The following is a 26,902-nucleotide window of genomic DNA, read 5'->3' on the forward strand; positions in this document are numbered from 1 at the left end:
CGAGCGCGCTGTATTGCCGGGTGGCGCTGCGCTTACCCGGCCTACACTATCCCTGCTCTTACAATTGGGTTGCGCTGAAATAATGCTCGGGCTTCGCGATGCGATCCTGCGCCGCGACCACCTGGAGCTCATATTCCTGCATCGTCTTCGTCGCAATCATGATTTCATAAACGGCTGCGGTTACGTGCTCCAGCGCATCGCGCAGGCTTGCGCCCTGCAATAGCTTCACCAGCAGCAAACCGCTGGTCACATCCCCAACCCCGACAGGCTGACGTGTACCGAAATCCACCAGCGGTCGACTGATGTGCCAGGCTTCATCCTTCGTCACCAACAGCATTTCAAAACGGTCCTGGCTCAACCCTGCGCGTGCCAGGTGCTTAACCAGCACAATCTCTGGCCCCTGGGCGATGAGCTCGCGAGAGGCGCGTACAGCCTCTTCTACGCTGTTGACTGGATGCTCGCACAGGATCTCAAGTTCAATCAGGTTGGGCGCAATAATATCGCTGGCAGGCAATGCATGACGGACATGAAACTCCGCAACGCCCGGCGCGACGATGCAGCCTTTTTCCGGATGTCCCATCACCGGATCGCAGAAATATTTCGCCGCGGGGTTTGCCGCTTTCACCTGGCGCACAATGCCGAGGATATGTTCCCCCTGCTCCGCCGAACCCAGATAACCGCTCAGTACGGCATCGCAGCGTTTAAGCTGGTCGATATCCGCAATCCCCTGAACGATCTCCGTCAGATGCGACGGCGGCATCACGCAGCCGGTCCATTTACCGTACTGGGTGTGATTCGAGAACTGAACGGTATTGAGGGGCCAGACGTTGGCCCCGAGGCGGCGCATCGGGAATTCCGCAGCGCTGTTGCCAGCATGTCCAAAAACAACGTGGGACTGAATGGCGAGGATGTTCTTCATGTTGTACTTACCAAACCCTGTCAAAACAAAAGGGGCGTGGTTTCCCACGCCCCTGCGTACTTTTAATTACTTCCAGCAGACCAGACAGTAATTTTTCTTACCGCGACGCAGCAGCGTGTAGCGACCATAGAGACGGTCGTTCTCGGTAAAGGTGTATTCCGGATCGGCCTGTTTTTCGCCATTAATGGTGATCGCGTTAGAGGCGATGGTTTTACGCGCCTGACCGCGAGACGGCTGGAGCTCGGAGTCCACCAGCGCCTGCATCAGATCGGCGCCTTTTTCCATCTCTACCATCGGCACGCCATCCTGCGCCAGCTGTTCGAAGTCCGCTTCGCTTAAATCGCTCAGGGTCCCGTTGAACAGGCTCGCCGTAATGCGTTTCGCCGCTGCCAGACCTTCTTCACCGTGAACCAGTTTAGTCACTTCGTCGGCCAGCACATACTGGGCGCGCGGTGCTTTACCGCTGTTCTTGTCTTCTTCTTCCAGCGCATTGATTTCTTCGATATCCATAAAGGTGAAGAATTTCAGGAAGCGATAAACATCGGCATCCGCCGTGTTGATCCAGAACTGGTAGAATTTGTACGGGCTGGTTTTCTTCGGATCCAGCCATACTGCGCCGCCTTCGGTTTTACCAAACTTGGTACCGTCTGCTTTGGTGATCAGCGGCACGGTCAGACCAAACACCTGATTCTGGTGAAGACGACGGGTCAGATCGATACCGGAGGTGATGTTACCCCACTGGTCAGAACCGCCAATTTGCAGCGACACGCCGTGCAGCTTGTTCAGGCAGGCGAAGTCATACCCCTGCAACAGGTTGTAGGAGAACTCGGTGAAAGAGATACCCTGATCGTCACGGTTAAGACGCTGCTTGACCGCTTCTTTGTTAATCATCTGGTTAACAGAGAAGTGTTTGCCGATGTCACGCAGGAACGTCAGCACGTTCATGCCACCAAACCAGTCGTAGTTGTTCGCCGCAATCGCAGCGTTGTCACCACAGTTGAAATCCAGGAACGGTGCAACCTGTTTACGGATCTTATCCACCCACTCCTGCACGGTGTCTTCGGTATTCAGCTTACGCTCAGCGGCTTTGAAACTTGGGTCGCCAATCAGACCAGTCGCACCGCCAACCAGGGCAACAGGCTTATGACCCGCCATCTGGAAGCGTTTCAGGCATAACAATGGAACAAGATGCCCCAAATGCAAGCTGTCAGCGGTGGGATCGAAGCCGCAATAGAGCGCGATCGGGCCTTGCGCCAGTCGCTCTGCTAACGCTTCCTCGTCCGTCACCTGGGCCACCAGGCCCCGCTCTTGCAATTGTTTAATCAAGTTACTGCTTGCCATCAAATTCTCCATGTATAAACGACTGCACCTTTGCCGGTACACGACTTTTCGCCTGATGCGAAAGGACCATAGAATAAAGCGCCAGCGCGGTGTGCGCTAGCGCTTAAATCAACAAATTTTGGGGATTACGGTGCCAGTCGGTCTATTTTCCAGCCACCGTTGTCGCGCTGGTATAAAAAGCGGTCGTGCAGGCGGTGCTCACCGCCCTGCCAGAATTCCATCTGCTCAATGGGGATGCGGAACCCGCCCCAGAAACTCGGCAGCGGCACTTCACCCTGCTGAAACTTCTGTTTGAGTTCGAGGAATTTACTTTCAAGTACGCCGCGGGCCGAGATTCGGCTGGACTGTTTAGAAACCCAGGCGCCAATCTGACTGTCGCGCGGTCGGCTGTGGAAATATTTCACCACTTCGAGCGTAGAGAGGCGCTCTGCCTTGCCGGTAACCATCACCTGGCGCTCAAGCATATGCCACGGGAAGAGCAGGCTAATACGCGGATTATTTTCCAGGTGATGCGCTTTACGACTACCAAGGTTGGTGTAGAACACCAGCCCTTTCTCGTCATAATGCTTAAGAAGAACGATGCGTTGATACGGCTGACCGTTTTCATCAACCGTGGCAACGACCATCGCCGTCGGGTCGGCCAGTTTCGCTTCGCAGGCCTGTTTCAGCCAGCGTTCAAAAAGCACCAGCGGTTCGGCGGGAAGATCCTGGCGGCGCAGACCGCCTTTGGTGTATTCACGGCGCAGATGCGCAATTTGCTGTAGTTCGTCGTTATCTGACATGGCGTTAGCTGAAAGTGAGGTTGGGTGGCGCTATTGTGCGCGCCCCCTTCAAAAATCTCAACGCTTCGGATTTTCCAGCTGACAATTGTTCAGCACAATGCGGTCTCGCTTATAGACGGTGGCGCTGTCACCTTTTGACCAGAAGACGTAGATCCCATCCGTGTAACGCGCCCCGGAGGCGGACATCCCCTGCTTCAGCGTCAACAACTTATTGTCATAAACAAAGCTGGCTTCCTGGCGAGTGTTGTTCAGCTTCACCGTCAGCGGTTTTTCATCACAACGATATTCCAGCGTATCGGTTTGCATACGCTCAACGAACTGGTTATAGACGCTGCATCCGGTCATAAGAAAAGGTACAGCAATGAGAAGAAGTTTTTTCATGGGCAGATTCCGAAGACTATCCTGGTCCTGGAGGGCCTAACCGCCCTCCTGTTTTTCCCTATTTTACGGGTTATGCCTCCCGCTGAATTTCAGTTAACTCTGATTATGGCGCGGATTTGCCGGGAAAATAGCACCGAGGACGCTCGCCTCCCGCGCACCGGTTACGGAGGGTAAATTCCCGGGCAGACCGGCAACCGTACGCCAGGCAAGCCAGGCGAAGGCCAGCGCTTCCATGTCGTCTCCGCTGATCCCGGCTTCGTCAGTGGTCGTGACTTCGGTGCCCGGCAGCAGGGCGGCGAGGCGTGCCATCAGGAGCGGGTTGCGGCTTCCGCCTCCGCATACCAGCAGACGCTCGCACCCGCCGCTGAGCAACACCTGTTCAGAAATCGACACGGCGGTAAGTTCAGTCAGCGTAGCCTGCACATCCTGAGGCGCAAGGCCGGGGAAGCGTGCCAGATGACGTTCAAGCCAGCCGTAGTTGAAATACTCTCGCCCCGTGCTTTTCGGCGCGGGCAGGGCAAAGAATGGATCGCTTAACAGGGCTTGCAGCAAGGGAAGGATCACTTTCCCCTGGCTGGCCCACTGCGCGTCTTTGTCGTAGGGTTTACCGTTCTGACGCCAGATCCAGGCATCCATCAGCATATTACCGGGCCCGGTATCGTATCCACGCACGGGCTGCCCGGGAATGAGCATCGACAGGTTGGCAATCCCGCCAATGTTCAGAACCATTCTGCGCTCCACCGGGTGCGCCAGCAGCGCCTGATGAAATGCCGGAACCAGCGGCGCCCCCTGCCCGCCGAGGGCCATATCGCGACGACGGAAATCCCCCACCACCGTCACGCCGGTTTTTGCCACAATCTGGTTATTATCGCCAATTTGCATCGTGTGCGGCGCCTCGCCGACAGGTTCATGCCAGACGGTCTGCCCATGGCAGCCTATTGCCACGACATCCTGCGGATGAAGTCTTTCTTGCTGCATCAGAGCCAGTACCGCATCAGCAAACAGCGCCCCCAGACGCACATCCAGTTGGCCCAGTTGGGAAAGCGTCAGCTGTTGCCCCTGGCAGATGTTCAGAATCTCTTCTTTTAACGAGACCGGAATAGGCCAGGTCAGGCTTGCCTGCTGCGCCACCATGTTTTCATCAATGGCGGCCAGAACGACATCCACACCGTCAAGACTGGTACCAGACATCACACCGATATAGCGACCCGATTTCATGCGCTTTCCTTACGTTACATGGGCTAAGTGCAACCACTCCATCATAAATAACGCTGCTTTGCTATCCGGTGATAATATTTTTTAACAATCTCAGACCTGTAGCACAGACGGTTTTTGTTTATGTCCCGTTAAGCCCCGTTCAGGTAAAATTTATCTATTCGGCATGCAAAGATATGAACTGTGGTCAGGAATGCCATATAATTTAGCCATAACGGATGCCCCAACCGGGCGTTTTTTGGTGAACAGGAGAGTCAAATGATTTTACGTGTACTGGGCGTTTCGCTGATTGGTTTAACACTGGCGGGTTGTGTGAACGACAATTCACTCTCCGGCGACGTATATAGTGCTTCTGAAGCTAAACAGGTACAGAACGTGACCTACGGTACTATCGTTAATGCCCGTCCTGTTCAGATTCAGGGTGGTGATGACACGAACGTCGTGGGCGCAATCGGTGGTGCTGTGCTGGGTGGTTTCCTGGGTAACACCATTGGTGGCGGCACCGGTCGCTCTCTGGCTACCGCAGCAGGCGCAGTTGCAGGCGGCGTAGCGGGTCAGGGCGTTCAGGGTGCGATGAACAAAACTCAGGGCGTTGAGCTGGAAATCCGTAAAGACGATGGCAGCACCATTATGGTTGTGCAGAAACAGGGTAATACTCGCTTCTCTGCAGGCCAGCGTGTTGTACTGGCAAGCAACGGTAGCCAGGTCACCGTCTCCCCGCGTTAATATCCCGACGGATGCGGTCCTTTCGGGCCGCATCCATTTACAAAAACTATCATTTTAAAAAATGTATTTATAAAAATACATTCACACGGCGTATAATTAATTCCCTCTGATATTGTTCCTGCGCAAAGTATTTTTTATTTCCCTCCTTTAGACTCGTCTGATTCTCTTTTTCCTCTTTTTAATTTTTTAACATTCTATGCTTGCGAACTGTCGATTTGTAATGAACCGCTTTGTGGCCTTTGCACTTGGGTGCATTTTTATCATTGCCGTGTTACAAGGTTGTTTTATAAAACTTGTTGAATGGGTTCCTTCATTCTCTCCGCTATTTTTCCCAACGCTCACTATTTTTCTTCTGGTATTCCATCTGTTTATCGCCTGTTTTATGGCAATGAAATACTGGTGTGATAAAAAACGGCTATATCTCGTTCCGATTGCGTCAGCCTTTGCCGGTTCAGCACTGCTGATGGTGGGTACGCTATCCAGTTTTCCAGGCTGGTTGGATCTCTATCAGTTCAACGAGGCGAACTATAATGACGCGATGATCTTTTATATGTTCCGACACCTCTTAATGGCGGTGCTCATGATGGCCTCAGCCTTACTTTATACGCTTCGCGTTTCCCCCCTTTCACGAAGCACCCACATCGGTATTGTTGTCGGATCAGCGCTCTTTACGGGCTGCATGCTTTGGCTGGCGTGGTTCTATTCCAGCCATTCCACGACGTTAACCCTGGATCTTGTGGATAATGAAACCCGGCAGTTCATGATTCTCTGGAGCCAGACCATCAACATCATTTTGGTCATTCTTTGGGTTGTCACATTAATCACCCTGATGGTCGTGACCCGGATAAGAAATTTGTTCTGGGCGGGCGGCAATTTTTTATGCGTCTGTTATGTCGTCACGCTGTTAATGCTGTTGTTAGGTGGATACGTAGAAGATGTATCATGGTACCGCGCCCGGTTATTCGAAACTGTCGCGACATTAATGATTATTTTCATTTTGCTTTCCGACGTCTTTAATTTGTATCGTGACTCGCACGTCAAATACCAGCAGTCATATCAAAATTCAATCCGCGACCCGCTTACCCGTCTTTATAATCGCAGCTATTTTTATGATTCATTAAACTACGCCCTCAGCACTGCAACGGAGGCACACCCGGTATCGGTGGTAGTAAGCGACCTTGACCGTTTCAAGCGTATCAACGACTGTTACGGGCATTTGCAGGGAGATAAGGTATTACAGTTCGTCTCTAATCTGCTGACGGATTCCGTGCGCCCCCAGGATATCGCGGCCCGAATCGGTGGTGAAGAGTTTGTGTTGATGCTGACAAATACCCCTTCAGACGCCGCGAGGCAGGTGGCCGAGCGCATTCGCCTCAAGCTGAGCGGGTTTGATAAAGCCAGCAGCGGCGGTCATCTGCCGGAACCTATTACCATCAGCATGGGCGTATTCACCGCAACCTCGCCGGAAACCAGTGCGGAAACCTGCGTGGAGAGCGCGGATAAAGCCATGTATGAGGCAAAAGAGACAGGGCGCAACCGGGTGGTGGTGTTCAGATAATAAGAAAGGCCTTGATTTCGCAAGGCCTTTACGTTCGGTCAGTCGCGAGACTGCAGATCGTGGATGTTCTGCTCAAGACGGGCGATGAGTCCTATCAGCATCTCCAGCTCAGCGGGGGAAATACCTTCAAGGATCTCCCCACGCGTTTTACTGATGACAGCTTCCATCTCAGTAATAATCGGGGCCGCTTTTTCCGTCAATTTGATCCGCTTGGCGCGACGGTCGCTGGCGCAGGTTTGTCGGGAGATAAGTCCCTTCTCTTCCAGTTGGTCAAGAGTGCGCACCAGTGACGGCTGCTCAATGCCAATCGCTTTTGCCAGTTGGATCTGTGACTGGTCGGGCGGGAGCTGATGAATGTTATGCAGCGTAACCCAGTGCGTCTGCGTGAGTTCCAGAGGTTTCAGGCGATGGTCAATCAGAGCACGCCAGATGCGTACCAACCTTGCCAGATCAGAACCTAATGGCGATTCCAATTTCATCTCCTTATAATTAGCTTGCTAAGTGATTATAGTGATTTTAGAATAGTTTGCAGTATTTGTATTGCCAAAACAAATGCAATCACGGTATTCATCATTCCTGAAAGGATGATTTACACTGAACGGTAATGCGCCATCGCATTGAAATATGCCATTGTGGCCCTCACCCCACTGCAAAGGATCACTGCTTGTGACGTTCTTTTCCCTCTCCGCAGGGTTGCCCCTCCAGGATCTGATTGTCGGCGCATCGGTCTACTTTCCGCCACTGTTTAAAGCCGTGATGGTCGGTTTTGTGATCTGGCTCATTGCGCATCGTCTGCTGCGCGACTGGATGTATTCCGGTGAAATCTGGCACCCGATGTTAATGGATCTCTCCCGGTTTACCCTTTCCGTCTGTCTTGGCCTTGCCGTGTTAACCGTGTGGTGAGAATAGCATTGAAAACGTTAAAATATTTTTCCACTCTTTTCGTTTTAGCGCTGGCGCTTATGGCCGGCTGGTGGCTCTGGAATTATTACATGCAGTCGCCCTGGACGCGTGACGGCAAGATCCGCGCAGAACAGGTCAGCATCACGCCACAGGTGTCCGGCAGTATCAGCGCGCTGCTGGTGAAGGACAACCAGTTCGTTCATGCGGGCGATGTGTTATTCCGCATCGATGAGACCCCTTTCCACATTGCGATGCTCAATGCCCAGGCGCAGCTCGCAAAAGCTCAATCAGATCTGGCAAAAGCCAATAACGAAGCCGAACGTCGCCGACATCTGTCGAGGAATTACATCTCTGCGGAAGATCTCGATACCGCCAATATCAATGTAAAAGCCATGCAGGCCAGCCTGAAGGTTGCAGAGGCAACGCTGAAACAGGCCGAGTGGCAACTGACCCAGACCGTTGTCAAAGCTCCGGTGGATGGATGGATCACGAGCCTGTCGACCCGTGTGGGGGATTACGCCACCACAGGCCAGCCGGTCTTTGCCCTGGTAGATAGCCACTCTTTCTATGTTGTAGGTTATTTTGAAGAGACCAAGCTGCGGCATATCCGCGAGGGTGCGCCTGCCCGGATCACGCTTTACAGCGGTGCAGAAAAGTTACAGGGTCACGTTAGTAGCATAGGTCGGGCAATTTACGATCAGAGCGTGGAAACCGATTCTGGTCTGGTGCCTGACATCAAACCCAACGTACCGTGGGTGCGTCTGGCTCAGCGGGTGCCTGTTCGCGTCGAGTTAGAGCAACTGTCGAAAGACATTACTCTGGTCTCTGGCACAACCTGCACCGTCGCCATCGGATCGCGATGATGAACCTGGGAGCTTTCTCCTGGCGCAATACGCCGTGGATAAAAGCGACACGGCCGCAGTGGCGTTACGCGCTGCGTAACGGCATCGCCATGTGCCTTGCGCTTACGGTTGCCTATTATCTGAATCTGGATGAGCCTTACTGGGCGATGACCTCTGCGGCGGTCGTCAGCTTCCCTACCGTCGGGGGCGTTATCAGTAAAAGCCTCGGGCGCGTGGCGGGTAGCCTGCTGGGTGCGACCGCTGCACTGCTTCTTGCCGGCCATACCCTGAACGATCCCTGGCTCTTTCTGTTAAGCATGTCGGCATGGCTGGGGCTGTGCACCTGGGCCTGCGCCCATTTTACCAACAACGTTGCGTACGCGTTTCAACTGGCAGGTTACACTGCAGCCATTATCGCCTTTCCGGTCGTCAACGTGCTGGATACCACCGAGCTATGGGACATCGCCCAGGCACGCGTATGTGAAGTGATGGTCGGCATTCTGTGCGGCGGCGTCATGATGATGATCCTGCCCAGCACCTCGGATGGCACTACGCTTATCACCGCCCTTAAAACGATGCACGCGCGTTTGCTGGAACATGCCAGCCTGCTCTGGCAGCCTGATAGCAGCGATAACATCCGTCTAGCACACGAAAAGGTCATCGGCCAGATCCTGACCATGAACCTGTTACGCATCCAGGCATTCTGGAGCCACTACCGTTTTCGTCGCCAGAACACGCTCCTGAACTATTTACTGCACCAGCAATTGCGGATGACGAGTGCGATCTCAAGCCTTCGCCGGATGTTGCTGAACTGGCCTGCGCCGCCAGCCCATACCCGGGAAGTTATCGAGGCGCTGCTCGCCGCCCTTGCGCGTCCGGATGCCGATATCTATACCGTGGCCCGCATTATCGCGCCGCTCGCCCCAACGGATGAATATGATTACCGGCACCGCGCCTTCTGGCAGCGTCTGAACTATTTCTGCCGCCTGTATCTGCGCAGCAGCCGCTGGTTAAAAGCCGTCGAAAATGCCACGCCCGTCACCGAATTTTCCGTTCCCGGTAGCCCAGCTCTGGCGCGCCATACCGACGCAATGGAGGCGCTGTGTAGCGGTTTTCGTACGTTTTGCGCGTTGACGGCCGTGGGCGCATGGGCCATCACCACCCAATGGGATGCGGGCAGTGCAGCCCTGACGCTTGCGGCAATCAGCTGCGTGCTCTATTCCGTCGCAGCTTCCCCGTTTAATTCCCTGACGCTTCTGCTGCGTACGCTGGTACTGCTGTCGCTGTTCAGCTTCGTGGTGAAATTTGGTTTGATGGTGCAGATAACCGACCTCTGGCAATTTCTGCTGTTTCTGTTCCCGCTGTTAACCACCATGCAGTTGCTCAAACTGCAAATGCCAAAACTGGCCGGTCTGTGGGGTCAGTTGATTGTTTTTATGGGCTCATTTATCTCTGTAACGAATCCTCCGGTTTACGATTACGCTGATTTTCTCAACGATAACCTGGCGAAGATCCTCGGCGTGGGGCTGGCGTGGCTGGCTTTCGCCGTGCTACGCCCGGGCTCGGATGCGCGTAAAAGCCGCAGGCATATTCGTGAGCTGCGCAGGGGTTTTGTCGATCAACTGAGTCGCAGCCCGCATCTGCGTGAAAGCGAGTATGAATCGCTGGTTTACCATCATGTCAGCCAGCTGAACAACAGCCAGGATTCCCTCTCCCGTCGCTGGCTACTGCGCTGGGGCGTGGTGCTGCTGAACTGTTCGCACGTGGTGTGGCAGCTGCGTGCCTGGGAGACGCGTTCCGACCCGCTTTCGCAGGTCCGCGATAATTGTATTTCCATGCTTCGCGATGTGATGAGCGAGCGCGGAGTTCAGCAACGCCCCCTGAGCGTCACGCTCGCCGAGCTTCAGCGTATTTGCGACGCTCTGGCGCACCACCATCAGCCTGCGGCCCGCGATCTGGCGTCCATTATCTGGCGGCTGCACTGCTCCCTGTCACAGCTTGAACAGGCGCCGCCACCCGGAACAATTGGCGATCAGATCACCCCGCAGGCATAGCGCGCCCCGCCGCCGCCAAGCGGTTTAGGTTGATCGGACATGTTATCGCCGCCCACATGGACCATCAGCGCCTTGCCTTTGACCTCGTCAATCTTTTTCAGCCGGGGCGCAACAACCGGATCGGTGGCTTTACCGTCGTTATTCACCACCAGCACCGGCAGATCGCCGAGGTGCCCCATACCTTCCGGGCCTTCATGCTTACCAGAGTTGTGCGGATCCAGATGCCCCCCAGCGGCCTCAGCGGCTGAAGGTTTCCCCTCTTTCATTGCGGGTTGACAGCTGCCTTTGGCATGAACGTGAAAACCATGTTCACCGGGTGGAAGGGCCTTGAGATCGGGAGCAAATTCCAGCCCTTTATCGGTTTCGGTGATTTTCACCGTCCCGATGGACTGGCCTACCCCCTGAGAAGTGACGAGATTCATTTCAACTTCTTCGCTGGCTGCCTGCGCTCCTGCGCAAACAACCAGCGTGACCACTGCCAGAGCAAAACGCTTCATATGACCTCCACGGGTTATTTTTTGCACCTTAAGTCTATACCAGAGGCGCAGATTTCACCGGAAAGTCAGACTCCACGCACTCAGGGTACGTCGTAGCCCAGAGCCGCCTTGCGGATGCGGAACCACTGCTGACGCGACATATCCAGCTCTTCAGCCACCAGCGCAGCGCGTACGCGCTCAATTTTGCCGGAGCCGATAATTGGCAGCGGTTTAGACGGCAGGCGCAGGATCCAGGCGTAAACCACCTGCTCAATACTCTCCGCATTCAGTTCGCGGGCCACCGTTTCAAGTTCGTTACGCAGCGGCTGGAATGCTTCATCGTTAAACAGGCGGCCGCCGCCCAGGCAAGACCATGCCATTGGACGGATGCGCAGCTGTTGCAATTGGTCGAGCGTGCCATCCAGCAGCAGCGGCTGATGAACAGGCGAAATCTCCACCTGATTCGTCGCCAGCGTAAACGGCAGGCGAGACTGCAATAGCGCAAACTGTGCCGGGGTGAAGTTAGACACGCCAAAATGACGCACTTTGCCGCTCTGGTGTAGCGTCAGGAACGCTTCCGCAACCTCATCCGCATCCATCAATGGATCGGGACGGTGGATCAGCAGCAGGTCGATACGATCGGTGGCCAGGTTGACCAGTGACTGCTCAGCGCTTTTAACGATATGCGCGCTGTCAGTGATGTAATGCCCAAGTGCATGCTCCGGTTTTGCTGTGGTGGCAATACCGCATTTGGTCACAATCTCCATACGTTCACGCAGCGCTGGCGCACGCTTCAGCGCTTCGCCAAAAGCGGCCTCGCACTGATAGCCGCCATAAATATCAGCGTGATCGACGGTGGTGATCCCGAGATCGAGATGCTCTTCTATAAAGTCCGCCAGCTGGACCGGAGACATATTCCAGTCCATAAGGCGCCAGTAGCCCATAACGAATCGGGAGAATTCCGGGCCCTGCGGGGCAAGGGTAATACGCTGAACCATAACATTTTCCTCAAGGAAGTCATGTCACCAGTATACGCAATTACCCTGCTAAAACAGTGAAGGTTGCTGAGGTTCTTCGGTTTCAACCGCTTTGTTTGCACGAATTTTGCGCAGCAGACGTTGTCGGCATAGCCGTAAGACCTCCTGCTTTTGCGCGTCGCTGAAATTTTGCCAGTTAAAACGTTCATCGCGTGTGCGCATGCAGCCACGGCAGTATCCTCGTTCATCAACCTGGCAAATACCCCGGCACGGGCTCTGGACAGGGAAAAATTCCAGTTGCTCTGCCACACCTACCTCCAGAACGTCATTATTCCCTACAGTGAAGACCCTAAATGGCCTGCATGCAAGGAGTGTCCGTCACAAACAGGGCATTAAGGTTTCGCTAATCTTCCCTTCTTATACTCGCCGCATTGATATAACGAATGGTCTGGTCATCATGTGGCTCACTAAAAAGTTACACTGTAACGATACGAAATTTACCCTCGCCTGTGCGCTTTTCTTCACCGTGTTCAATGCGCTGTTTATCCAGCGCAGCTGGTCAATTATCGCACCTGCCCGTCTGCACGACGTGCTTTTTGCCGCCAGTGTGCCGCTGGTTCTGTTCTGCGGCTGGGTCATTGTTTTTAGCCTGCTGAATATTCCCTTTATTCGCAAGCCGCTCATGATTGCCCTGACCATAGGATGCGCCGCCGCGACCTGGTTTATGTACACCTATGGCGCGGTTATCGATCAGAACATGATTGTGAACGTGTTTGAGACTAACTCCCAGGAAGCGACAGCCCTGGTAACGCCGCAGCTGATCCTGTGGCTGGCCGTCGCGGGTCTGGTCCCTTCTGTCATCTTAGCCCTGACGCGCATTCGAACCGGAAAATGGTGGTATGCCCTGCTAACACGTTTCGCCGCTATACTCGGTGCGCTGCTGGTGATCATTCTCGTCGCGGCAGTGTTCTATAAAGACTATGCTTCGCTGTTCCGCAATAACAAAAGCATCGTCAAAATGGTCACTCCGGCGAACTACGTGAGCGCCGTTGTGAAGTACAGTAAAATGCGCTGGTTTGCCGGCGACCAGACGCTGGTCCGCATTGGCGAAGATGCCCATAAAGGGGCGCTGATTTCCGGCCAACGTAAGAAAACCGTGCTGGTTCTGGTGGTGGGCGAAGCCTCCCGCGCCGCAAATTACTCGTTAAATGGTTACCCGCGTGAAACCAACCCCGAGCTGAAAAAGCGGGATGTCATCAACTTCCCACAGGCCTCCTCCTGTGGCACGGAAACCGCCGTTTCCGTCCCCTGCATGTTCTCCGGCATGACGCGAAAAAAATATGACGCGGACCTCGCCCATCATCAGGAAGGACTGCTCGATGTGCTTAACCACGCCGGGTACAACCTGCTATGGCGCGACAATGACGGCGGGTGTAAAGGTGCCTGCGACCGCGTGCCGCACACGGATATGACCCAGTGGAAACTCGATCAGTTCTGTAAGGACAAATCCTGTATCGACGACGTCAACCTGTACCGCCTGGACAACGTGCTGGACGGAATAAAGCAGGATACCGTACTGGTGATACACCTGATGGGCAGCCACGGTCCGGCTTATTACAACCGTTACCCGGACCGCTTCCGGAAATTCACCCCAACCTGCGATACCAATGAAATTCAGGATTGCGATCATCAGTCGCTGATCAATACCTATGACAACTCGATTCTGTATACCGATAGCGTGCTCAGCCGAACCATCGACGCGCTAAAAGCCCGGAAGGCCAGTATGAACACAGCGCTCATTTACCTCTCCGATCACGGCGAATCGCTGGGCGAAAGCGGAATTTACCTGCACGGTACGCCGTATATGCTGGCCCCGGAGCAGCAAACGCATATTCCGTTTATGTTCTGGCTCTCCCCGGACTATGCGAAAAACTTCGGCGTAAACACAGATTGCCTGCGTAACCATGCTGCAAAAGAGGCAGTTTCACAGGACAATTTGTTTGCCACGGTTCTGGGCATGATGGACGTGAAATCAGTGGTTTATCAGCCGCAGCTGGATATTTTGTCGCAATGTCGTCGCTAAGCGGGCTTGCATTAGACCGAACGGTCTATTAGAGTAAGAGCATGAGCAGACATACAGAACACGATACACGAGAACATTTGCTGGCTACCGGCGAGCGCCTTTGCATGCATCGCGGGTTTACCGGTATGGGGCTGAGTGAGTTATTAAAAACCGCTGAAGTGCCTAAGGGATCGTTTTATCACTATTTTCGATCCAAAGAGGCGTTTGGCGTAGCCATGCTGGAGCGGCACTACGCCAGCTACCATCAGCGCCTGGCAGCCCACTTCGCCAGCGGCGAAGGTGACTACCGGGATCGTGTTCTGAACTACTATCAGGAAACGCTGACGCAGTTCTGTCAGCAGGGCATCATCAGCGGCTGCCTGACGGTAAAACTGTCTGCCGAAGTGTGCGATCTCTCCGAAGATATGCGCACCGCCATGGATAAAGGGGCCAGCGGCGTAATCGCTCTGCTGGCTCAGGCGCTGGAAAAAGGCCGCGATGAAACAACGCTCTCCTTCTCCGGTGATCCGCTCACGCAGGCACAGGTGCTCTATTCCCTCTGGTTAGGCGCCAACCTGCAGGCAAAAATGTCTCGCAGCGCCGTGCCGCTCGAAAGCGCGCTGGCGCATGTGAAAAACTGTATTACCGCGCCTGGCGTGTAGCCGGCGTTTTTATTTACCCTTTTACTAGTCGACTGGTCTACTCAGGAGCCATTATGTCCGCTGAAAAGCTATTTACCCCACTGAAAGTGGGTGCCGTTACTGCCCCAAACCGCGTGTTTATGGCCCCACTTACCCGTCTGCGCAGCATCGAGCCGGGAGATATCCCAACGCCATTGATGGGTGAGTATTACCGTCAGCGCGCCAGCTCGGGCCTGATTATTTCCGAAGCCACGCAGATTTCTGCCCAGGCCAAAGGCTACGCCGGTGCGCCGGGTCTGCACAGCCCGGAACAGATCGCCGCGTGGAAAAAAATCACCGCAGGCGTTCATGCTGAAGATGGCCGTATTGCGGTTCAGCTGTGGCACACCGGTCGTATCTCGCACAGCAGCATCCAGCCTGGCGGTCAGGCGCCCGTTTCTGCCTCTGCCCTGAATGCGAATACCCGTACTTCCCTGCGCGATGAAAACGGTAATGCTATTCGCGTCGACACCACCACGCCACGCGCGCTTGAGCTGGACGAGATCCCGGGTATCGTGAATGATTTCCGTCAGGCCGTCGCCAACGCCCGTGAAGCGGGCTTCGACCTGGTCGAGCTGCACTCTGCGCACGGCTACCTGCTGCACCAGTTCCTGTCACCGTCTTCCAATCAGCGTACCGACCAGTACGGCGGCAGCGTTGAAAACCGCGCGCGTCTGGTGCTTGAAGTGGTAGATGCCGTGTGTAATGAGTGGAGCGCAGATCGCATTGGTATTCGAGTTTCCCCAATTGGTACCTTCCAGAACGTCGACAACGGTCCGAACGAAGAAGCGGATGCGCTGTATCTGATTGAAGAGCTGGCTAAACGCGGTATCGCGTATCTGCACATGTCCGAGCCGGACTGGGCAGGCGGCAAGCCCTACAGCGAAGCCTTCCGCCAGAAAGTTCGCGAGCGCTTCCACGGCGTGATTATCGGGGCGGGCGCTTATACGGCAGAGAAAGCCGAGGATCTGATCGGTAAAGGTCTGATCGACGCCGTGGCCTTTGGCCGTGATTACATTGCTAACCCGGATCTGGTTGCCCGTTTGCAGAAGAAAGCCGAACTGAACCCGCAGCGCCCTGAAAGCTTCTATGGCGGCGGCGCGGAAGGTTATACCGACTACCCTTCACTGTAATCCCGCTTTGTACATTGATAGCGGCGACCTTTCGCCGCTATACTAAAACATCGTTTCTGTTCAAAAAGATAATCCATTCCACTGGTTAATGAGGAAATTATGCGCCTACTTCACACCATGCTGCGCGTTGGCGACCTGCAACGTTCCATCGATTTCTACACTAACGTTCTGGGCATGAAGCTGCTGCGCACCAGCGAAAATCCGGAATATAAATACTCTCTGGCGTTTGTCGGTTACGGCCCGGAATCTGAAGAAGCGGTCATCGAGCTGACCTACAACTGGGGCGTGGACAGCTACGAGCTGGGTACGGCTTACGGCCACATCGCGCTGGAAGTGGATAACGCGGCTGAAGCCTGCGAACGTATCCGCAGCAATGGCGGTAACGTCACCCGTGAAGCCGGTCCGGTTAAAGGCGGCACCACCGTGATTGCGTTTGTTGAAGATCCGGACGGGTATAAAATCGAACTGATCGAAGCTAAAGACGCTGGTCGCGGTCTGGGCAATTGATCCCGCAGGGCGCACTATGCGCCCGTTGTTTTGCTGCATCCCCTCTCAAAATTTGCCATAATGCGCACTGCTTTTTCCCCCTTGTAAGAGACCCTGATGTCCGATAACGCTCAATTTACCGGTCTGTGCGACCGTTTTCGTGGTTTTTATCCCGTTGTCATTGATGTAGAAACAGCCGGATTTAACGCTAAAACCGATGCGCTGCTTGAAATTGCCGCCATCACGCTGAAGATGGATGAACAGGGCTGGCTTGTACCGGACACCACGCTGCATTTCCACGTTGAACCCTTTGAAGGCGCAAACTTACAGCCAGAGGCGCTGGCCTTTAACGGTATCGATCCGACAAACCCGCTGCGCGGGGCGGTAAGCGAATACGAGGCGCTGCACGCCATTTTCAAAATGGTGCGCAAAGGCATGAAAGAGAATGACTGTAGCCGCGCCATCATGGTGGCCCACAACGCTACGTTCGATCACAGCTTCACCATGGCTGCCGCCGAGCGCGCCTCGCTAAAGCGTAATCCATTCCATCCGTTTGTGACCTTCGACACCGCCGCGCTGAGCGGCCTGGCGCTGGGGCAAACCGTGCTCTCTAAAGCCTGCATCACGGCGGGTATTGCGTTTGACGGCACCCAGGCGCATTCCGCGTTATACGATACCGAGCGTACGGCGGAGCTGTTCTGTGAGATCGTCAACCGCTGGAAACGTCTGGGTGGCTGGCCGCTGCCGATGGGCGACGAGGCCGATCTTCAATCGTAGACTGGGTAATTAACAGCCCCACAGGACAAAAAAAAGCGACCAACATAATGTGGTCGCTTTTTTATATTCGCAGAAAACTTATTCTGCGTCCGGCTCTTCGGTTTTATACTTCGCCGCAGTCTCTTTGATCAGCTGTTGCAGTTCGCCGCGCTGATACATTTCAATCAGAATATCACAGCCGCCAACCAGTTCACCGTCAACCCACAGCTGTGGGAAGGTCGGCCAGTTTGCGTATTTTGGCAGCTCAGCGCGGATGTCCGGGTTTTGCAGGATATCAACGTAAGCAAAACGCTCACCACAGGCGGACAGCGCCTGAACCGCTTGCGCGGAGAAGCCGCAGCTTGGCAGCTTCGGAGAACCTTTCATGTACAGGAGAATCGGGTTTTCAGCGATCTGGCGCTGAATTTTTTCAATAGTGGTGCTCATGTCTTGCTTCCTTTAACTTCTGTTACGGCATCAGTCTGACATTGTAGCGGGTCAGGCCGACATCGGAAAATAACATTTTTGTCACGTCTCATTATTTTATCCGCTATCGCGTAAAGTTGCATTGATAATGACGTTTAAGGCTGCGCGCCGTGCGGTTTTGCTTAAGGAGCGAACAAGAGTGCGACAGAATGGTGAATTTTTTTGCACTTGCTAACGAAACACATTTTTTGAATGAAAAATGCTATTAACTTATTCCGATTTTATGGATTAGAATCGACTGGTTTTGTAAATCTCATGCGGGTATGTATTTTGGCTCGCACTTATCAGGGGACTGCCCAGTGGCGCGGATAACTAAAATCTCGATGACGCTCTGTGCTTTACTGTTTACCACACTCTCATTTACGCCAGCGGCGAACGCCTCCGAACAGGCGCGGCATTCTGCTGTACAAAAAACGCATCTGGCAAAAACCACAGAACGTAAGAAAAAAACCACCAGCAAAACAGTAAAGAAGAAAACCACCGCTCACACCAAAAAGACCGCCTCCAGTAAAACCAAAACTCTCCGTTCCGGCACGCACAAAACCACTCGCACGACCGCCAGCCTGGTGAATGATAAATGCACCGTGCGCAAAGGCCATAAAACGAAATGCGCAAAAGTGACGAAGCTGGCTGACGTGCATAAAGCGCGTATGCAGAAAGCGCAAAAAACGGCGATGAATAAACTGATGGGGCAAATAGGTAAACCATATCGCTGGGGTGGCACCTCTCCGCGCACCGGTTTTGACTGTAGTGGGCTGGTTTATTATGCCTATAAAGATCTGGTGAAGTTTCGCATTCCACGCACCGCCAATGAGATGTACCATCTGCGCGACGCCGCGCCTGTAAACCGTGGCGAACTGCAAAATGGCGACCTGGTGTTCTTCCGCACCCAGGGACGCGGCACGGCCGATCACGTTGGGGTGTATGTGGGTAACGGTAAATTTATCCAGTCACCGCGCAGCGGTCAGGACATTCAGATCACCTCCCTCAGTGAAGATTACTGGGTGCGCCACTATGTGGGTGCGCGCCGAGTGATGACGCCAAAAACCATTCGCTAGACCCTGCCCTGCCGCCTCCGTGGCGGGGTAAGTTCCTCTTTTGCATACCCTTTCAATTTGCTATTCTGTCCTTGTTGTCTGTAGGGTTATTGGCAACGTATAAAACTATAAGGAGAGTAGCAATGTCGTTCGAATTACCTGCACTACCGTATGCAAAAGACGCCCTGGCTCCGCACATTTCTGCGGAAACCCTGGAGTACCATTACGGCAAGCATCACCAGACCTATGTCACCAACCTGAATAACCTGATCAAGGGCACCGATTTTGAAGGCAAAACGCTGGAAGAGATTGTGCGCAGTTCAGACGGTGGCGTATTCAACAACGCCGCCCAGGTGTGGAACCACACCTTCTACTGGCACTGCCTGGCTCCAAATGCAGGCGGAGAACCTACCGGTGAGCTGGCCGCAGCGATTAACGCCGCGTTCGGCAGTTTCGCGGATTTCAAAGCGAAATTTACTGACGCAGCCGTTAAAAACTTTGGCTCCGGCTGGACCTGGCTGGTAAAAGAGGCTGATGGCAAACTGGCTATCGTTTCCACTTCTAATGCGGGTACCCCTCTGACCACCAGCGCAACGCCGCTGATGACCGTGGACGTATGGGAACACGCCTATTACATTGATTACCGTAATGCGCGCCCGAACTACCTGGAACATTTCTGGGCACTGGTTAACTGGGAATTTGTTGCGAAGAACTTCGCCGCATAAGGGACACGCAGAAGGGGCAACCCTTCTGCGTTTTTATTTATTCCGCCGTACACACCGCTTCTGGCTGTTTACGCCCGGACATCAACACCAGCAGCAAGCCGAGTGCGGCGATGATCGCCCCCATCACCGGCACAAAGCTGTAACCTAAACCACCGGAAATCACCGCCCCGCCCGCTGCGGCTCCCAGCGCATTTCCCAGGTTAAACGCACCGATATTCACGGATGATGAGAGCCCCGGCGCCTCATGCGCAACACGCATCACGCGCATCTGCAACGGCGGCACCACGGCAAAGGTTGCGGCGCCCCACACCACCATGGCAACCGCGGCGCCCACTTCGTTACGCGCCAGCCACGGGATCGCCACCATGATGACAATCAGCAGCGTTAAAAAACCTTTCAGCGTCCCGCTGACGGAGCGGTCGGCAAATTTCCCGCCGAGATAGTTGCCAATCGAGAACCCGACACCAATCAGCACCAGCATCGCGGTAACAAAGAGTGGCGTTGCGTGGGTAATGTCGTGCAGCACCGGGGAGATATAGGTGTAGAGCGTAAACATCGCCCCTGCCCCCAGCACCGTGGTGAGCAGCGCGGACAACACCTGAGGACGCATCAGCACCGCCAGCTCTTTACGTACTTCCGGACGCTCACCGGCACTCCCTTTGGGCAGCGAGAAGAACAGCGCGACCATCGCGACCACGCCCAGTCCGGCGGTTGCGAGGAAAGACATACGCCAGCCGATGGCTTCTCCGAGCCAGGTGGCAGCGGGAACGCCGCCGATATTAGCGATGGTGAGGCCCATAAACATAGTGGCTACCGCGCTGGCCTGCTTATGTTTTGGCACTACGCTTGCGGCAACAACCGAGCCCAGCCCGAAGAAAGCGCCGTGGTTCAGGCTGGTCAGAATACGGGAAAGCATCAGCGTGGTGTAATCCGGCGAAATCGCGGAAAGCACATTTCCGAGAGTAAAAATTGCCATCAGGAAAATCAGCGCATTGCGTCGCGCGCGGTGCGAAAGCAGCAGCGTCATCAGCGGTGCGCCCACCATCACGCCGATCGCATAGGCGCTAATCAACATACCGGCCGCAGGGATAGAGACGTCCACACCCCGGGCGATAACAGGCAATAACCCCATCGGGGAGAATTCAGTGGTGCCAATCCCAAAAGCGCCAATCGCCAGGGCCAGCAGGGGAAAATTGATTTTCATGAAAAGACTCCGGATACCGTGCCGTTACCCGGCACAGAACAAAGAAGGCAAAAGCATGACATCAATCACAAAAAATGAGAAGTTAACATTTTGGCAAAAGATTTTTGCCGGAGAGGTAACAATAGCGGCAAGAGAGGGAGAAGACTCTCCCCCCTCCTGAATCAGTGCAGCGCAGCGGTTAAACCACCCGCAACAATCAGGGCAAGAACAACAATGGTGGTAAACAGCGAAAACTTCAGATCGGTACTCATCAATTTTTCTCCTTTTATTCACCCTACGAAAAGTGAGCTTGCTCATTTTTACACAGTTCAGGTCAAAAATCTTCCAGGATTTAAACGGATATCCACTTTACCTCTTCCCCTTTTCATCAAGATAGGACAAAATTCCACGCTAAATTTATTAGCGTACCGGCCACTGACCCCCTCCTGACGTCCTGTGTCGTTTTCCCGGCGTGTCGCAACTCATGTTTGCGTGATAAGGGTGAGAGAAGGCAAACGTTTACCTTCAATTTTTTCAGGAGCTTAGGATATGGTCTGGAGTGACATTTAATGGCAACAATTAAAGACGTAGCAAAACGCGCAAACGTTTCCACTACAACCGTATCACATGTTATTAACAAAACGCGTTTCGTCGCTGAAGAGACGCGTAATGCCGTCTGGGCGGCAATCAAAGAGCTGCACTACTCGCCAAGTGCCGTCGCCCGCAGCCTGAAGGTTAATCACACCAAATCGATTGGCCTGCTGGCCACCAGCAGTGAAGCGGCCTACTTTGCTGAAATCATCGAAGCCGTTGAAAAAAACTGCTTCCAGAAAGGCTATACCCTGATTCTGGGCAACGCGTGGAACAACATTGAAAAACAGCGCGCTTACCTGTCAATGATGGCGCAAAAGCGCGTCGACGGCCTGCTGGTCATGTGTTCTGAATACCCCGAGTCGGTCCTTTCCATGCTGGAAGAGTATCGCCACATTCCGATGGTGGTCATGGACTGGGGCGAAGCGCGCGCAGACTTCACCGACTCCGTTATTGATAACGCCTTTGAAGGCGGCTACATGGCGGGGCGTTATCTGGTAGAACGCGGTCATCGTGAAATTGGCGTGATCCCGGGTCCGCTGGAGCGTAACACCGGAGCTGGCCGTCTGGCCGGTTTCATGAAAGCGATGGAAGAGGCGCTGATCACCGTGCCGGAAAACTGGATTGTTCAGGGCGATTTCGAGCCGGAGTCGGGCTATCGCGCCATGCAGCAGATCGTCTCCCAGCCGCATCGCCCTACCGCTGTGTTCTGCGGCGGCGATATCATGGCAATGGGCGCGCTCTGCGCGGCGGATGAACTCGGCCTGCGCGTTCCGCAGGACATCTCGGTGATCGGCTATGATAACGTTCGCAACGCCCGTTTCTTTACCCCGGCGCTGACCACCATTCACCAGCCGAAAGATTCGCTGGGTGAAACGGCCTTCAATATGCTGATGGACAGGATCGTCAACAAGCGAGAACAGTCCCAGTCCATTGAGGTCCACCCGCGCCTGATTGAACGCCGTTCCGTTGCCGACGGTCCGTTCCGCGACTACCGGCGTTAATCTCTTTACGGGGCCAGCTACGCTGGTCCCCGCAACCACTCCCGGTTAAGCGTTTCGCTGTCTCCCAGATAATCCAGCAGCCAGGCCATGGCGGGCGAGACGTCGTTTTGCTGCCACGTCAGACAGCATGCAGCATCCGGGAAAGGGTTTTCCAGCGTCAGAGCCACCCACTCTCCCGCGTCGATGCGCGGGCGCGCAAAATGCACCGGCACCATGCCAACGCACAGCCCCGCGCTCAGACAGGTGGCTGACGACTCCCAGTCCGGCGCAACCACGCGGCGCTGATTATCCAGCAGCCAGGTAATGCGCTTGGGCAGCGAGCGGGAGGTATCTTCCAGCACCAGCGAGGGCCAGTTGCGTAAGGTGTCATCACTCAGCGGCCCGTCCAGCGCCGCCAGCGGGTGATCGCGCGCGACCACGCAGGTCCAGCTCAGCATGCCCATGTCGCGGAACGCGTAGCGCCCGCCAACCGGGATCGCCTGGGTTGCACCAATCGCCATCTCCGCCCTGCCGTCCGCCAGCGCATCCCATACGCCGTTGAACACTTCCTGCGACACACGCAGTTCGACGTCGGAAAAATGACGATAGAAATCGACGATCATCTGCCGGGTCCGCTCCGGCTTAACGATGTTATCCACCGCGATAGCGAGATGCCCGCGCCAGCCGTTGGCGATCTGCTGGCACTGCTCACGGGTGATCTGCATTTTTTTGATAACAGACCGGCCTTCCTTCAAAAACCACGCGCCGGCAGGCGTGAGCTCCACGTCGCGATGACGCCGCTCGAACAGCGGGACTGCCAGCCACGCTTCCAGCTGGCGCACCGTATAGCTGATAGCCGAGGGAACGCGGTGCAACTCCTGGGCGGCACCAGTAAAGCTGCCGTTACGCGCCACGGCATCAACCACTTCAAGGGAATAATCTGACCACATCTTTAGCCTGCAAAATTTTTGAATGCACCCGCCAAATATTAGCGTTTCACAAGCTGCTTTGCACTCCCTACACTCTGCGCCAACGTACACCTGCCTCCTCAGGAGAAAAACAGTGCAACCCAGGAAAGGATTTTTAGTCTGGCTCGGCGGCTTAAGCGTGCTGGGCTTTTTGGCGACCGATATGTATCTGCCCGCGTTCGCCGCGATGCAGGAAGATTTGCAAACCCCTGCCGCCGCCATCAGCGCCAGTTTAAGTTTGTTCCTCGCCGGCTTTGCTTTTGCGCAATTGCTGTGGGGGCCGCTCTCGGATCGTTTTGGCCGTAAGCCCGTCCTGTTGTTGGGGCTGGCGATTTTTGCCGTAGGCTGTCTGGGCATGCTGTGGGTCCGCGATGCCGCCTGGCTGCTGGCGCTGCGCTTTATTCAGGCGGTCGGCGTCTGCGCCGCAGCGGTGACCTGGCAGGCGCTGGTGACCGATTACTACCCCGCCTCACGCACTAACCGCATTTTCGCCACCATCATGCCGCTGGTCGGCCTGTCTCCGGCGCTCGCTCCGCTGCTGGGCAGCTGGATCCTGGCGCATTTCGACTGGCAGGCCATTTTCGCCACGCTCTTTGCGATCACGCTGGTCCTGATGCTGCCCGCGTTCGGGCTTAAACCTGCGCATAAAAAAGAGACGCATCCGGACGCGAAGCCCATCACCTTTACCTCTTTACTGCGGTCGAAAGCCTATCGCGGTAACGTGCTGATTTATGCCGCCTGCTCTGCCAGCTTCTTTGCCTGGCTTACCGGTTCACCGTTCATTTTGCATGACATGGGCTACAGCCCGGCGGCTATCGGCCTGAGCTATGTACCACAGACCATCGCCTTCCTGGTGGGTGGCTATGGCTGTCGCGCCGCGCTGCAAAAATGGGAAGGCCAGCAGATGCTGCCCTGGCTGCTGGTGCTGTATGCGCTAAGCGTGATTGCGACCTGGGCTGTCGGCTTTATTCCCGGCGCCGGGCTTGCAGAAATTTTGATTCCGTTCTGCGTCATGGCGATCGCTAACGGGGCCATCTACCCTATCGTTGTAGCCCAGGCGCTGCGTCCATTCCCGCAGGCGACAGGCCGCGCTGCCGCGCTGCAAAATACCCTGCAACTTGGCCTGTGCTTCCTGGCAAGTCTCGTGGTCTCTGCGTTGATTGCAACCCCGCTGCTCACCACCACCAGCGTGATGCTGGTCACCGTTGTGCTGGCAGGATTGGGTTATCGCATGCAGTCCTCCGCCCATCGCGAGCAGAGTGAAAACGCGCAGACAGAAACGTCGCACGCCTGATTACGCGGGAAACTATGTTAAAAACCAGTGATTAGGTTGCTAACAATTTTCTGTTGAATCACCAAATTTTGCGGCCTATACTGAATTTGGTTCGATTAAATACGATAAATATTAAGTGTTAACGGGAGCCGGAGCGCTCCCGTTTTACCATGGAAGGCATTTCGGCAAGGGTTATCTCCCTTCCTCTGTTCTACGTCGGATATTAGCCTCGCGGGCATTTACCGTGAGATTTCTCACAAACCAAAAAAGCGTCTACGCTGTTTTAAGGTTCTGATCACAGCAAGGTGATGGAGAAGCTATGAGTTCATCGTGTATAGAAGAAGTCAGCGTTCCGGACGATAACTGGTCCCGGATCGTCAGTGAACTGTTGGGACGTGCGGGCATTACGATTAATGGCTCATCCCCCTCCGATCCCCAGATTAAACATCCCGATTTTTTCAAACGCGTGTTACAGGAGGGATCGTTAGGGCTGGGTGAAAGCTATATGGACGGCTGGTGGGAGTGTGAGCGGCTGGATATGTTCTTCTCCAGCGTTTTACGCGCCGGTCTTGAAAATCAGCTCCCTCGTCATTTCAAAGATACGTTACGTATCGCCTCCGCCCGCCTGTTCAATCTGCAAAGTAAAAAGCGCGCGTGGATCGTCGGTAAAGAGCATTATGACCTGGGCAACGATCTTTTCAGCCGTATGCTCGACCCGTTAATGCAGTATTCCTGCGGATACTGGAAAAAAGCGACAACCCTGGAAGAGGCGCAGCAGGATAAGCTACAGCTGATTTGCGATAAATTGCAGTTGCAGCCCGGCATGCGCGTGCTGGACATCGGCTGTGGTTGGGGCGGCCTTGCCTGGTTTATGGCGAAACATTACGGTGTCAGCGTAGTCGGCGTCACGATTTCAGCTGAACAGCAGAAGATGGCACAGGAACGGTGTCTGGGTCTGGATGTCGATATTCGGCTTCAGGATTACCGCGACCTGAATGAGCAGTTCGATCGGATTGTTTCCGTGGGTATGTTCGAGCACGTGGGGCCAAAGAACTACAAGACTTATTTCGACGTCGCCGACCATAACCTGAAGCCTGACGGAATTTTCCTGCTACACACCATCGGCTCTAAACGCACCGATAACAATGTGGATCCCTGGATCAACAAATATATCTTCCCGAATGGTTGTTTACCCTCTGTTCGCCAGATTGCGAACGCCAGCGAACCGCATTTTATTGTGGAAGACTGGCATAACTTCGGCGCAGATTACGACACCACGCTGATGGCCTGGCATGAACGTTTCCAGTCTGCATGGCCTGAAATCGCCGACAACTATTCGGAACGATTTAAACGGATGTTTAGCTATTATCTGAATGCCTGCGCGGGTGCGTTCCGCGCGCGGGATATACAGCTGTGGCAGGTGGTGTTTAGTCGTGGGATTGAGCACGGCCTGCGCGTGGCCCGCTGAAAAATAACCCCGGGTAACCGGGGTTATTTTTTATTCTTCTTCCACGGCCTTTATTATCGCCGCCTCTTTCGCCGCCAGCACGCGCTCAACGGTATCCACGACCGCCTGGGTCTGCGGATCAATTTCGATATTTACGCGCTGCCCCAGTTTTTTTGCGCCAAGCGTAGTACGTTGCAGCGTTTCAGGAATTAAATGCACGCAAAAACGCGTTGGCGTCACTTCACCGACGGTCAGACTAATCCCATCGATGCCAATAAATCCTTTATAAAGGATGTATTTCATTAATGACGGATCCTGCACCTTAAACCAGATTTGACGGTTATTTTCCGAGGTCACGATTTTCGCCACTTCTGCGGTGGTCATAATATGGCCCGACATCAGATGCCCGCCAATCTCATCGCTGAATTTCGCCGCACGTTCAACGTTGACGGTATCCCCCACCACCAGCTCACCCAGGTTAGTGATGCGCAGCGTCTCTTTCATTAAATCAAAGCTTATCTGGTTACCGTTAATTTCGGTCACCGTCAGGCAGCAGCCGTTATGCGCTATCGACGCCCCGGTTTCAATGCCGTCGAGCATATATTCAGGCAGCTCAACTACGTGAGTGCGGAAATTCGGTTTTTCATCAATGGACACCACTTTGGCAGTGCCCTGCACAATACCAGTAAACATGCTTACAGCTCCTGTTCATTCCGAACGGCGATGACACCGTATAATCCCACCACAATAACAGTTGAAAAAACAGGTTGCCAGTGATGCGCAATTTCTGGCGATTTTTTCACTAGATAATTAGTTAAACCCCGCTACAATAGCTGGCATCCCTCTGTTTTTTCTTCTTGCTGCCAGTAACGGCGGCCTTTTTAGTCTCTCAAATAACTACAATACAAAGGTGTACAC

The 26,902-nt window shown here is 54.4% G+C and carries 29 protein-coding genes; 15 read left to right on the top strand and 14 right to left on the bottom strand.

The window, feature by feature from the left end; all coding sequences use genetic code 11:
- Positions 1-58: 58 nt before the first annotated feature.
- The 5 genes from pdxY to anmK all read right to left on the bottom strand — a co-directional run bounded on the left by pdxY (position 59) and on the right by anmK (position 4,641).
- Positions 59-919, bottom strand: a complete 861-nt coding sequence (pdxY, locus tag C3451_RS01570; RefSeq protein WP_022647914.1) for a pyridoxal kinase PdxY — start codon at positions 917-919, stop codon at positions 59-61.
- Between the two features lie 66 nt (positions 920-985).
- Complete coding sequence (tyrS, locus tag C3451_RS01575; protein WP_022647913.1) at positions 986-2,260, bottom strand: tyrosine--tRNA ligase; 1,275 nt, start codon at positions 2,258-2,260, stop codon at positions 986-988.
- Positions 2,261-2,385: 125 nt separating this feature from the next.
- Complete coding sequence (gene pdxH / locus C3451_RS01580) at positions 2,386-3,042, bottom strand: pyridoxamine 5'-phosphate oxidase (RefSeq protein ID WP_003857601.1); 657 nt, start codon at positions 3,040-3,042, stop codon at positions 2,386-2,388.
- A 57-nt stretch (positions 3,043-3,099) separates the two neighbouring features.
- Positions 3,100-3,429: a C-type lysozyme inhibitor gene (gene mliC / locus C3451_RS01585; protein WP_087878561.1), complete on the bottom strand. Its 330-nt coding sequence runs from the start codon at positions 3,427-3,429 to the stop codon at positions 3,100-3,102.
- A gap of 87 nt (positions 3,430-3,516) precedes the next feature.
- A complete protein-coding gene (gene anmK / locus C3451_RS01590) occupies positions 3,517-4,641 on the bottom strand; it encodes an anhydro-N-acetylmuramic acid kinase (protein WP_023306005.1) in 1,125 nt (374 codons plus the stop codon).
- Between the two features lie 255 nt (positions 4,642-4,896).
- Between anmK and slyB the strand changes: the two genes are divergently transcribed.
- Both slyB and C3451_RS01600 read left to right on the top strand, forming a co-directional pair.
- Positions 4,897-5,364, top strand: coding sequence for an outer membrane lipoprotein SlyB (slyB, locus tag C3451_RS01595; protein ID WP_022647910.1), 468 nt, complete (start codon positions 4,897-4,899; stop codon positions 5,362-5,364).
- A gap of 196 nt (positions 5,365-5,560) precedes the next feature.
- Positions 5,561-6,922, top strand: coding sequence for a GGDEF domain-containing protein (locus C3451_RS01600; RefSeq protein WP_038415948.1), 1,362 nt, complete (start codon positions 5,561-5,563; stop codon positions 6,920-6,922).
- A gap of 38 nt (positions 6,923-6,960) precedes the next feature.
- Here C3451_RS01600 and slyA read toward each other — a convergent pair whose 3' ends face one another.
- Positions 6,961-7,401 (bottom strand): transcriptional regulator SlyA, encoded by a 441-nt coding sequence (gene slyA / locus C3451_RS01605; protein ID WP_032623345.1) that lies wholly within the window; start codon positions 7,399-7,401, stop codon positions 6,961-6,963.
- Positions 7,402-7,588: 187 nt separating this feature from the next.
- Here slyA and C3451_RS01610 point away from each other — a divergent pair, with 187 nt between their 5' ends.
- The 3 genes from C3451_RS01610 to C3451_RS01620 are packed head-to-tail and all read left to right on the top strand — an operon-like array spanning position 7,589 to position 10,721.
- The gene (locus tag C3451_RS01610) at positions 7,589-7,825 is read left to right on the top strand and encodes a DUF1656 domain-containing protein (RefSeq protein WP_063139235.1); all 237 of its coding nucleotides are present in this window, start codon (positions 7,589-7,591) and stop codon (positions 7,823-7,825) included.
- A gap of 2 nt (positions 7,826-7,827) precedes the next feature.
- The gene (locus C3451_RS01615) at positions 7,828-8,688 is read left to right on the top strand and encodes an HlyD family secretion protein (RefSeq protein WP_045622850.1); all 861 of its coding nucleotides are present in this window, start codon (positions 7,828-7,830) and stop codon (positions 8,686-8,688) included.
- Entirely contained in the window at positions 8,688-10,721 is a 2,034-nt protein-coding gene (locus tag C3451_RS01620; RefSeq protein ID WP_045622849.1) for an FUSC family protein, read from the top strand. The genes C3451_RS01615 and C3451_RS01620 overlap by 1 nt, the downstream gene beginning before the upstream one ends.
- Here C3451_RS01620 and sodC read toward each other — a convergent pair.
- The 3 genes from sodC to C3451_RS01635 form a co-directional block, all read right to left on the bottom strand.
- Positions 10,700-11,218, bottom strand: a complete 519-nt coding sequence (gene sodC, locus C3451_RS01625; RefSeq protein ID WP_022647904.1) for a superoxide dismutase [Cu-Zn] SodC — start codon at positions 11,216-11,218, stop codon at positions 10,700-10,702. The two genes, C3451_RS01620 and sodC, sit on opposite strands and share 22 nt — an antisense overlap.
- A gap of 80 nt (positions 11,219-11,298) precedes the next feature.
- On the bottom strand, positions 11,299-12,195 hold the full coding sequence (locus tag C3451_RS01630; protein WP_023299952.1) for an aldo/keto reductase family oxidoreductase: 897 nt from the start codon (positions 12,193-12,195) through the stop codon (positions 11,299-11,301).
- Positions 12,196-12,243: 48 nt separating this feature from the next.
- The gene (locus C3451_RS01635; protein ID WP_023299951.1) at positions 12,244-12,483 is read right to left on the bottom strand and encodes a DUF1289 domain-containing protein; all 240 of its coding nucleotides are present in this window, start codon (positions 12,481-12,483) and stop codon (positions 12,244-12,246) included.
- A 148-nt stretch (positions 12,484-12,631) separates the two neighbouring features.
- On the opposite strand from C3451_RS01635, the gene eptA reads away from it, so the two are divergent.
- The 5 genes from eptA to rnt all read left to right on the top strand — a co-directional run bounded on the left by eptA (position 12,632) and on the right by rnt (position 17,312).
- Positions 12,632-14,257 carry a phosphoethanolamine transferase EptA gene (gene eptA / locus C3451_RS01640; RefSeq protein WP_045622825.1) on the top strand — a complete coding sequence of 542 codons (1,626 nt, stop codon included), beginning with the start codon at positions 12,632-12,634 and terminating at the stop codon, positions 14,255-14,257.
- Positions 14,258-14,298: 41 nt separating this feature from the next.
- The gene (locus tag C3451_RS01645) at positions 14,299-14,898 is read left to right on the top strand and encodes a TetR/AcrR family transcriptional regulator (protein WP_022647900.1); all 600 of its coding nucleotides are present in this window, start codon (positions 14,299-14,301) and stop codon (positions 14,896-14,898) included.
- A 53-nt stretch (positions 14,899-14,951) separates the two neighbouring features.
- Positions 14,952-16,049, top strand: coding sequence for an alkene reductase (locus C3451_RS01650; RefSeq protein ID WP_023299948.1), 1,098 nt, complete (start codon positions 14,952-14,954; stop codon positions 16,047-16,049).
- Between the two features lie 99 nt (positions 16,050-16,148).
- Entirely contained in the window at positions 16,149-16,556 is a 408-nt protein-coding gene (gene gloA, locus C3451_RS01655) for a lactoylglutathione lyase (protein ID WP_022647898.1), read from the top strand.
- A gap of 96 nt (positions 16,557-16,652) precedes the next feature.
- The gene (gene rnt, locus C3451_RS01660) at positions 16,653-17,312 is read left to right on the top strand and encodes a ribonuclease T (RefSeq protein WP_003857625.1); all 660 of its coding nucleotides are present in this window, start codon (positions 16,653-16,655) and stop codon (positions 17,310-17,312) included.
- 78 nt (positions 17,313-17,390) lie between these two features.
- Here the strand turns inward: rnt and grxD are convergent, their stop codons facing one another.
- Positions 17,391-17,738: a monothiol glutaredoxin 4 gene (gene grxD / locus C3451_RS01665; protein ID WP_003832760.1), complete on the bottom strand. Its 348-nt coding sequence runs from the start codon at positions 17,736-17,738 to the stop codon at positions 17,391-17,393.
- A gap of 338 nt (positions 17,739-18,076) precedes the next feature.
- Between grxD and C3451_RS01670 the strand changes: the two genes are divergently transcribed.
- Positions 18,077-18,835, top strand: coding sequence for a C40 family peptidase (locus C3451_RS01670; RefSeq protein WP_023299947.1), 759 nt, complete (start codon positions 18,077-18,079; stop codon positions 18,833-18,835).
- Positions 18,836-18,957: 122 nt separating this feature from the next.
- On the top strand, positions 18,958-19,539 hold the full coding sequence (sodB, locus tag C3451_RS01675; protein WP_017693553.1) for a superoxide dismutase [Fe]: 582 nt from the start codon (positions 18,958-18,960) through the stop codon (positions 19,537-19,539).
- A gap of 37 nt (positions 19,540-19,576) precedes the next feature.
- Here the strand turns inward: sodB and C3451_RS01680 are convergent, their stop codons facing one another.
- Entirely contained in the window at positions 19,577-20,743 is a 1,167-nt protein-coding gene (locus tag C3451_RS01680) for an MFS transporter (protein ID WP_045622824.1), read from the bottom strand.
- A gap of 161 nt (positions 20,744-20,904) precedes the next feature.
- Positions 20,905-20,994 carry a YnhF family membrane protein gene (locus tag C3451_RS01685; RefSeq protein ID WP_003857632.1) on the bottom strand — a complete coding sequence of 30 codons (90 nt, stop codon included), beginning with the start codon at positions 20,992-20,994 and terminating at the stop codon, positions 20,905-20,907.
- A gap of 297 nt (positions 20,995-21,291) precedes the next feature.
- Between C3451_RS01685 and purR the strand changes: the two genes are divergently transcribed.
- A complete protein-coding gene (gene purR / locus C3451_RS01690; protein WP_006809011.1) occupies positions 21,292-22,317 on the top strand; it encodes an HTH-type transcriptional repressor PurR in 1,026 nt (341 codons plus the stop codon).
- 17 nt (positions 22,318-22,334) lie between these two features.
- Here the strand turns inward: purR and punR are convergent, their stop codons facing one another.
- Positions 22,335-23,246, bottom strand: coding sequence for a DNA-binding transcriptional activator PunR (punR, locus tag C3451_RS01695; protein WP_022647895.1), 912 nt, complete (start codon positions 23,244-23,246; stop codon positions 22,335-22,337).
- Between the two features lie 112 nt (positions 23,247-23,358).
- On the opposite strand from punR, the gene punC reads away from it, so the two are divergent.
- Entirely contained in the window at positions 23,359-24,558 is a 1,200-nt protein-coding gene (punC, locus tag C3451_RS01700) for a purine nucleoside transporter PunC (RefSeq protein ID WP_045622822.1), read from the top strand.
- Positions 24,559-24,856: 298 nt separating this feature from the next.
- The gene (gene cfa / locus C3451_RS01705; protein WP_124304203.1) at positions 24,857-26,005 is read left to right on the top strand and encodes a cyclopropane fatty acyl phospholipid synthase; all 1,149 of its coding nucleotides are present in this window, start codon (positions 24,857-24,859) and stop codon (positions 26,003-26,005) included.
- 30 nt (positions 26,006-26,035) lie between these two features.
- Here the strand turns inward: cfa and C3451_RS01710 are convergent, their stop codons facing one another.
- The gene (locus C3451_RS01710; RefSeq protein ID WP_022647892.1) at positions 26,036-26,677 is read right to left on the bottom strand and encodes a riboflavin synthase; all 642 of its coding nucleotides are present in this window, start codon (positions 26,675-26,677) and stop codon (positions 26,036-26,038) included.
- Positions 26,678-26,902 lie beyond the last annotated feature (225 nt).

The organism is Enterobacter sp. 301B (genome assembly GCF_003850715.1).
In the GTDB taxonomy this organism is placed as follows: Bacteria; Pseudomonadota; Gammaproteobacteria; order Enterobacterales; family Enterobacteriaceae; genus Enterobacter; species Enterobacter intestinihominis.

Excerpts from the sequence above, each read along its gene's own strand:
- C3451_RS01710 (WP_022647892.1), bottom strand. The coding sequence starts at position 26,677 with ATGTTTACTGGTATTGTGCAGGGCACTGCCAAAGTGGTGTCCATTGAT.
- rnt (WP_003857625.1), top strand. The coding sequence starts at position 16,653 with ATGTCCGATAACGCTCAATTTACCGGTCTGTGCGACCGTTTTCGTGGT.
- C3451_RS01600 (WP_038415948.1), top strand. The coding sequence starts at position 5,561 with ATGCTTGCGAACTGTCGATTTGTAATGAACCGCTTTGTGGCCTTTGCA.
- slyA (WP_032623345.1), bottom strand. The coding sequence starts at position 7,401 with ATGAAATTGGAATCGCCATTAGGTTCTGATCTGGCAAGGTTGGTACGC.
- C3451_RS01620 (WP_045622849.1), top strand. The coding sequence starts at position 8,688 with ATGAACCTGGGAGCTTTCTCCTGGCGCAATACGCCGTGGATAAAAGCG.
- gloA (WP_022647898.1), top strand. The coding sequence starts at position 16,149 with ATGCGCCTACTTCACACCATGCTGCGCGTTGGCGACCTGCAACGTTCC.
- sodB (WP_017693553.1), top strand. The coding sequence starts at position 18,958 with ATGTCGTTCGAATTACCTGCACTACCGTATGCAAAAGACGCCCTGGCT.
- C3451_RS01645 (WP_022647900.1), top strand. The coding sequence starts at position 14,299 with ATGAGCAGACATACAGAACACGATACACGAGAACATTTGCTGGCTACC.
- sodC (WP_022647904.1), bottom strand. The coding sequence starts at position 11,218 with ATGAAGCGTTTTGCTCTGGCAGTGGTCACGCTGGTTGTTTGCGCAGGA.
- C3451_RS01680 (WP_045622824.1), bottom strand. The coding sequence starts at position 20,743 with ATGAAAATCAATTTTCCCCTGCTGGCCCTGGCGATTGGCGCTTTTGGG.
- pdxY (WP_022647914.1), bottom strand. The coding sequence starts at position 919 with ATGAAGAACATCCTCGCCATTCAGTCCCACGTTGTTTTTGGACATGCT.
- slyB (WP_022647910.1), top strand. The coding sequence starts at position 4,897 with ATGATTTTACGTGTACTGGGCGTTTCGCTGATTGGTTTAACACTGGCG.
- C3451_RS01650 (WP_023299948.1), top strand. The coding sequence starts at position 14,952 with ATGTCCGCTGAAAAGCTATTTACCCCACTGAAAGTGGGTGCCGTTACT.
- grxD (WP_003832760.1), bottom strand. The coding sequence starts at position 17,738 with ATGAGCACCACTATTGAAAAAATTCAGCGCCAGATCGCTGAAAACCCG.
- anmK (WP_023306005.1), bottom strand. The coding sequence starts at position 4,641 with ATGAAATCGGGTCGCTATATCGGTGTGATGTCTGGTACCAGTCTTGAC.
- cfa (WP_124304203.1), top strand. The coding sequence starts at position 24,857 with ATGAGTTCATCGTGTATAGAAGAAGTCAGCGTTCCGGACGATAACTGG.
- C3451_RS01630 (WP_023299952.1), bottom strand. The coding sequence starts at position 12,195 with ATGGTTCAGCGTATTACCCTTGCCCCGCAGGGCCCGGAATTCTCCCGA.
- purR (WP_006809011.1), top strand. The coding sequence starts at position 21,292 with ATGGCAACAATTAAAGACGTAGCAAAACGCGCAAACGTTTCCACTACA.
- punR (WP_022647895.1), bottom strand. The coding sequence starts at position 23,246 with ATGTGGTCAGATTATTCCCTTGAAGTGGTTGATGCCGTGGCGCGTAAC.
- pdxH (WP_003857601.1), bottom strand. The coding sequence starts at position 3,042 with ATGTCAGATAACGACGAACTACAGCAAATTGCGCATCTGCGCCGTGAA.
- C3451_RS01685 (WP_003857632.1), bottom strand. The coding sequence starts at position 20,994 with ATGAGTACCGATCTGAAGTTTTCGCTGTTTACCACCATTGTTGTTCTT.
- tyrS (WP_022647913.1), bottom strand. The coding sequence starts at position 2,260 with ATGGCAAGCAGTAACTTGATTAAACAATTGCAAGAGCGGGGCCTGGTG.
- eptA (WP_045622825.1), top strand. The coding sequence starts at position 12,632 with ATGTGGCTCACTAAAAAGTTACACTGTAACGATACGAAATTTACCCTC.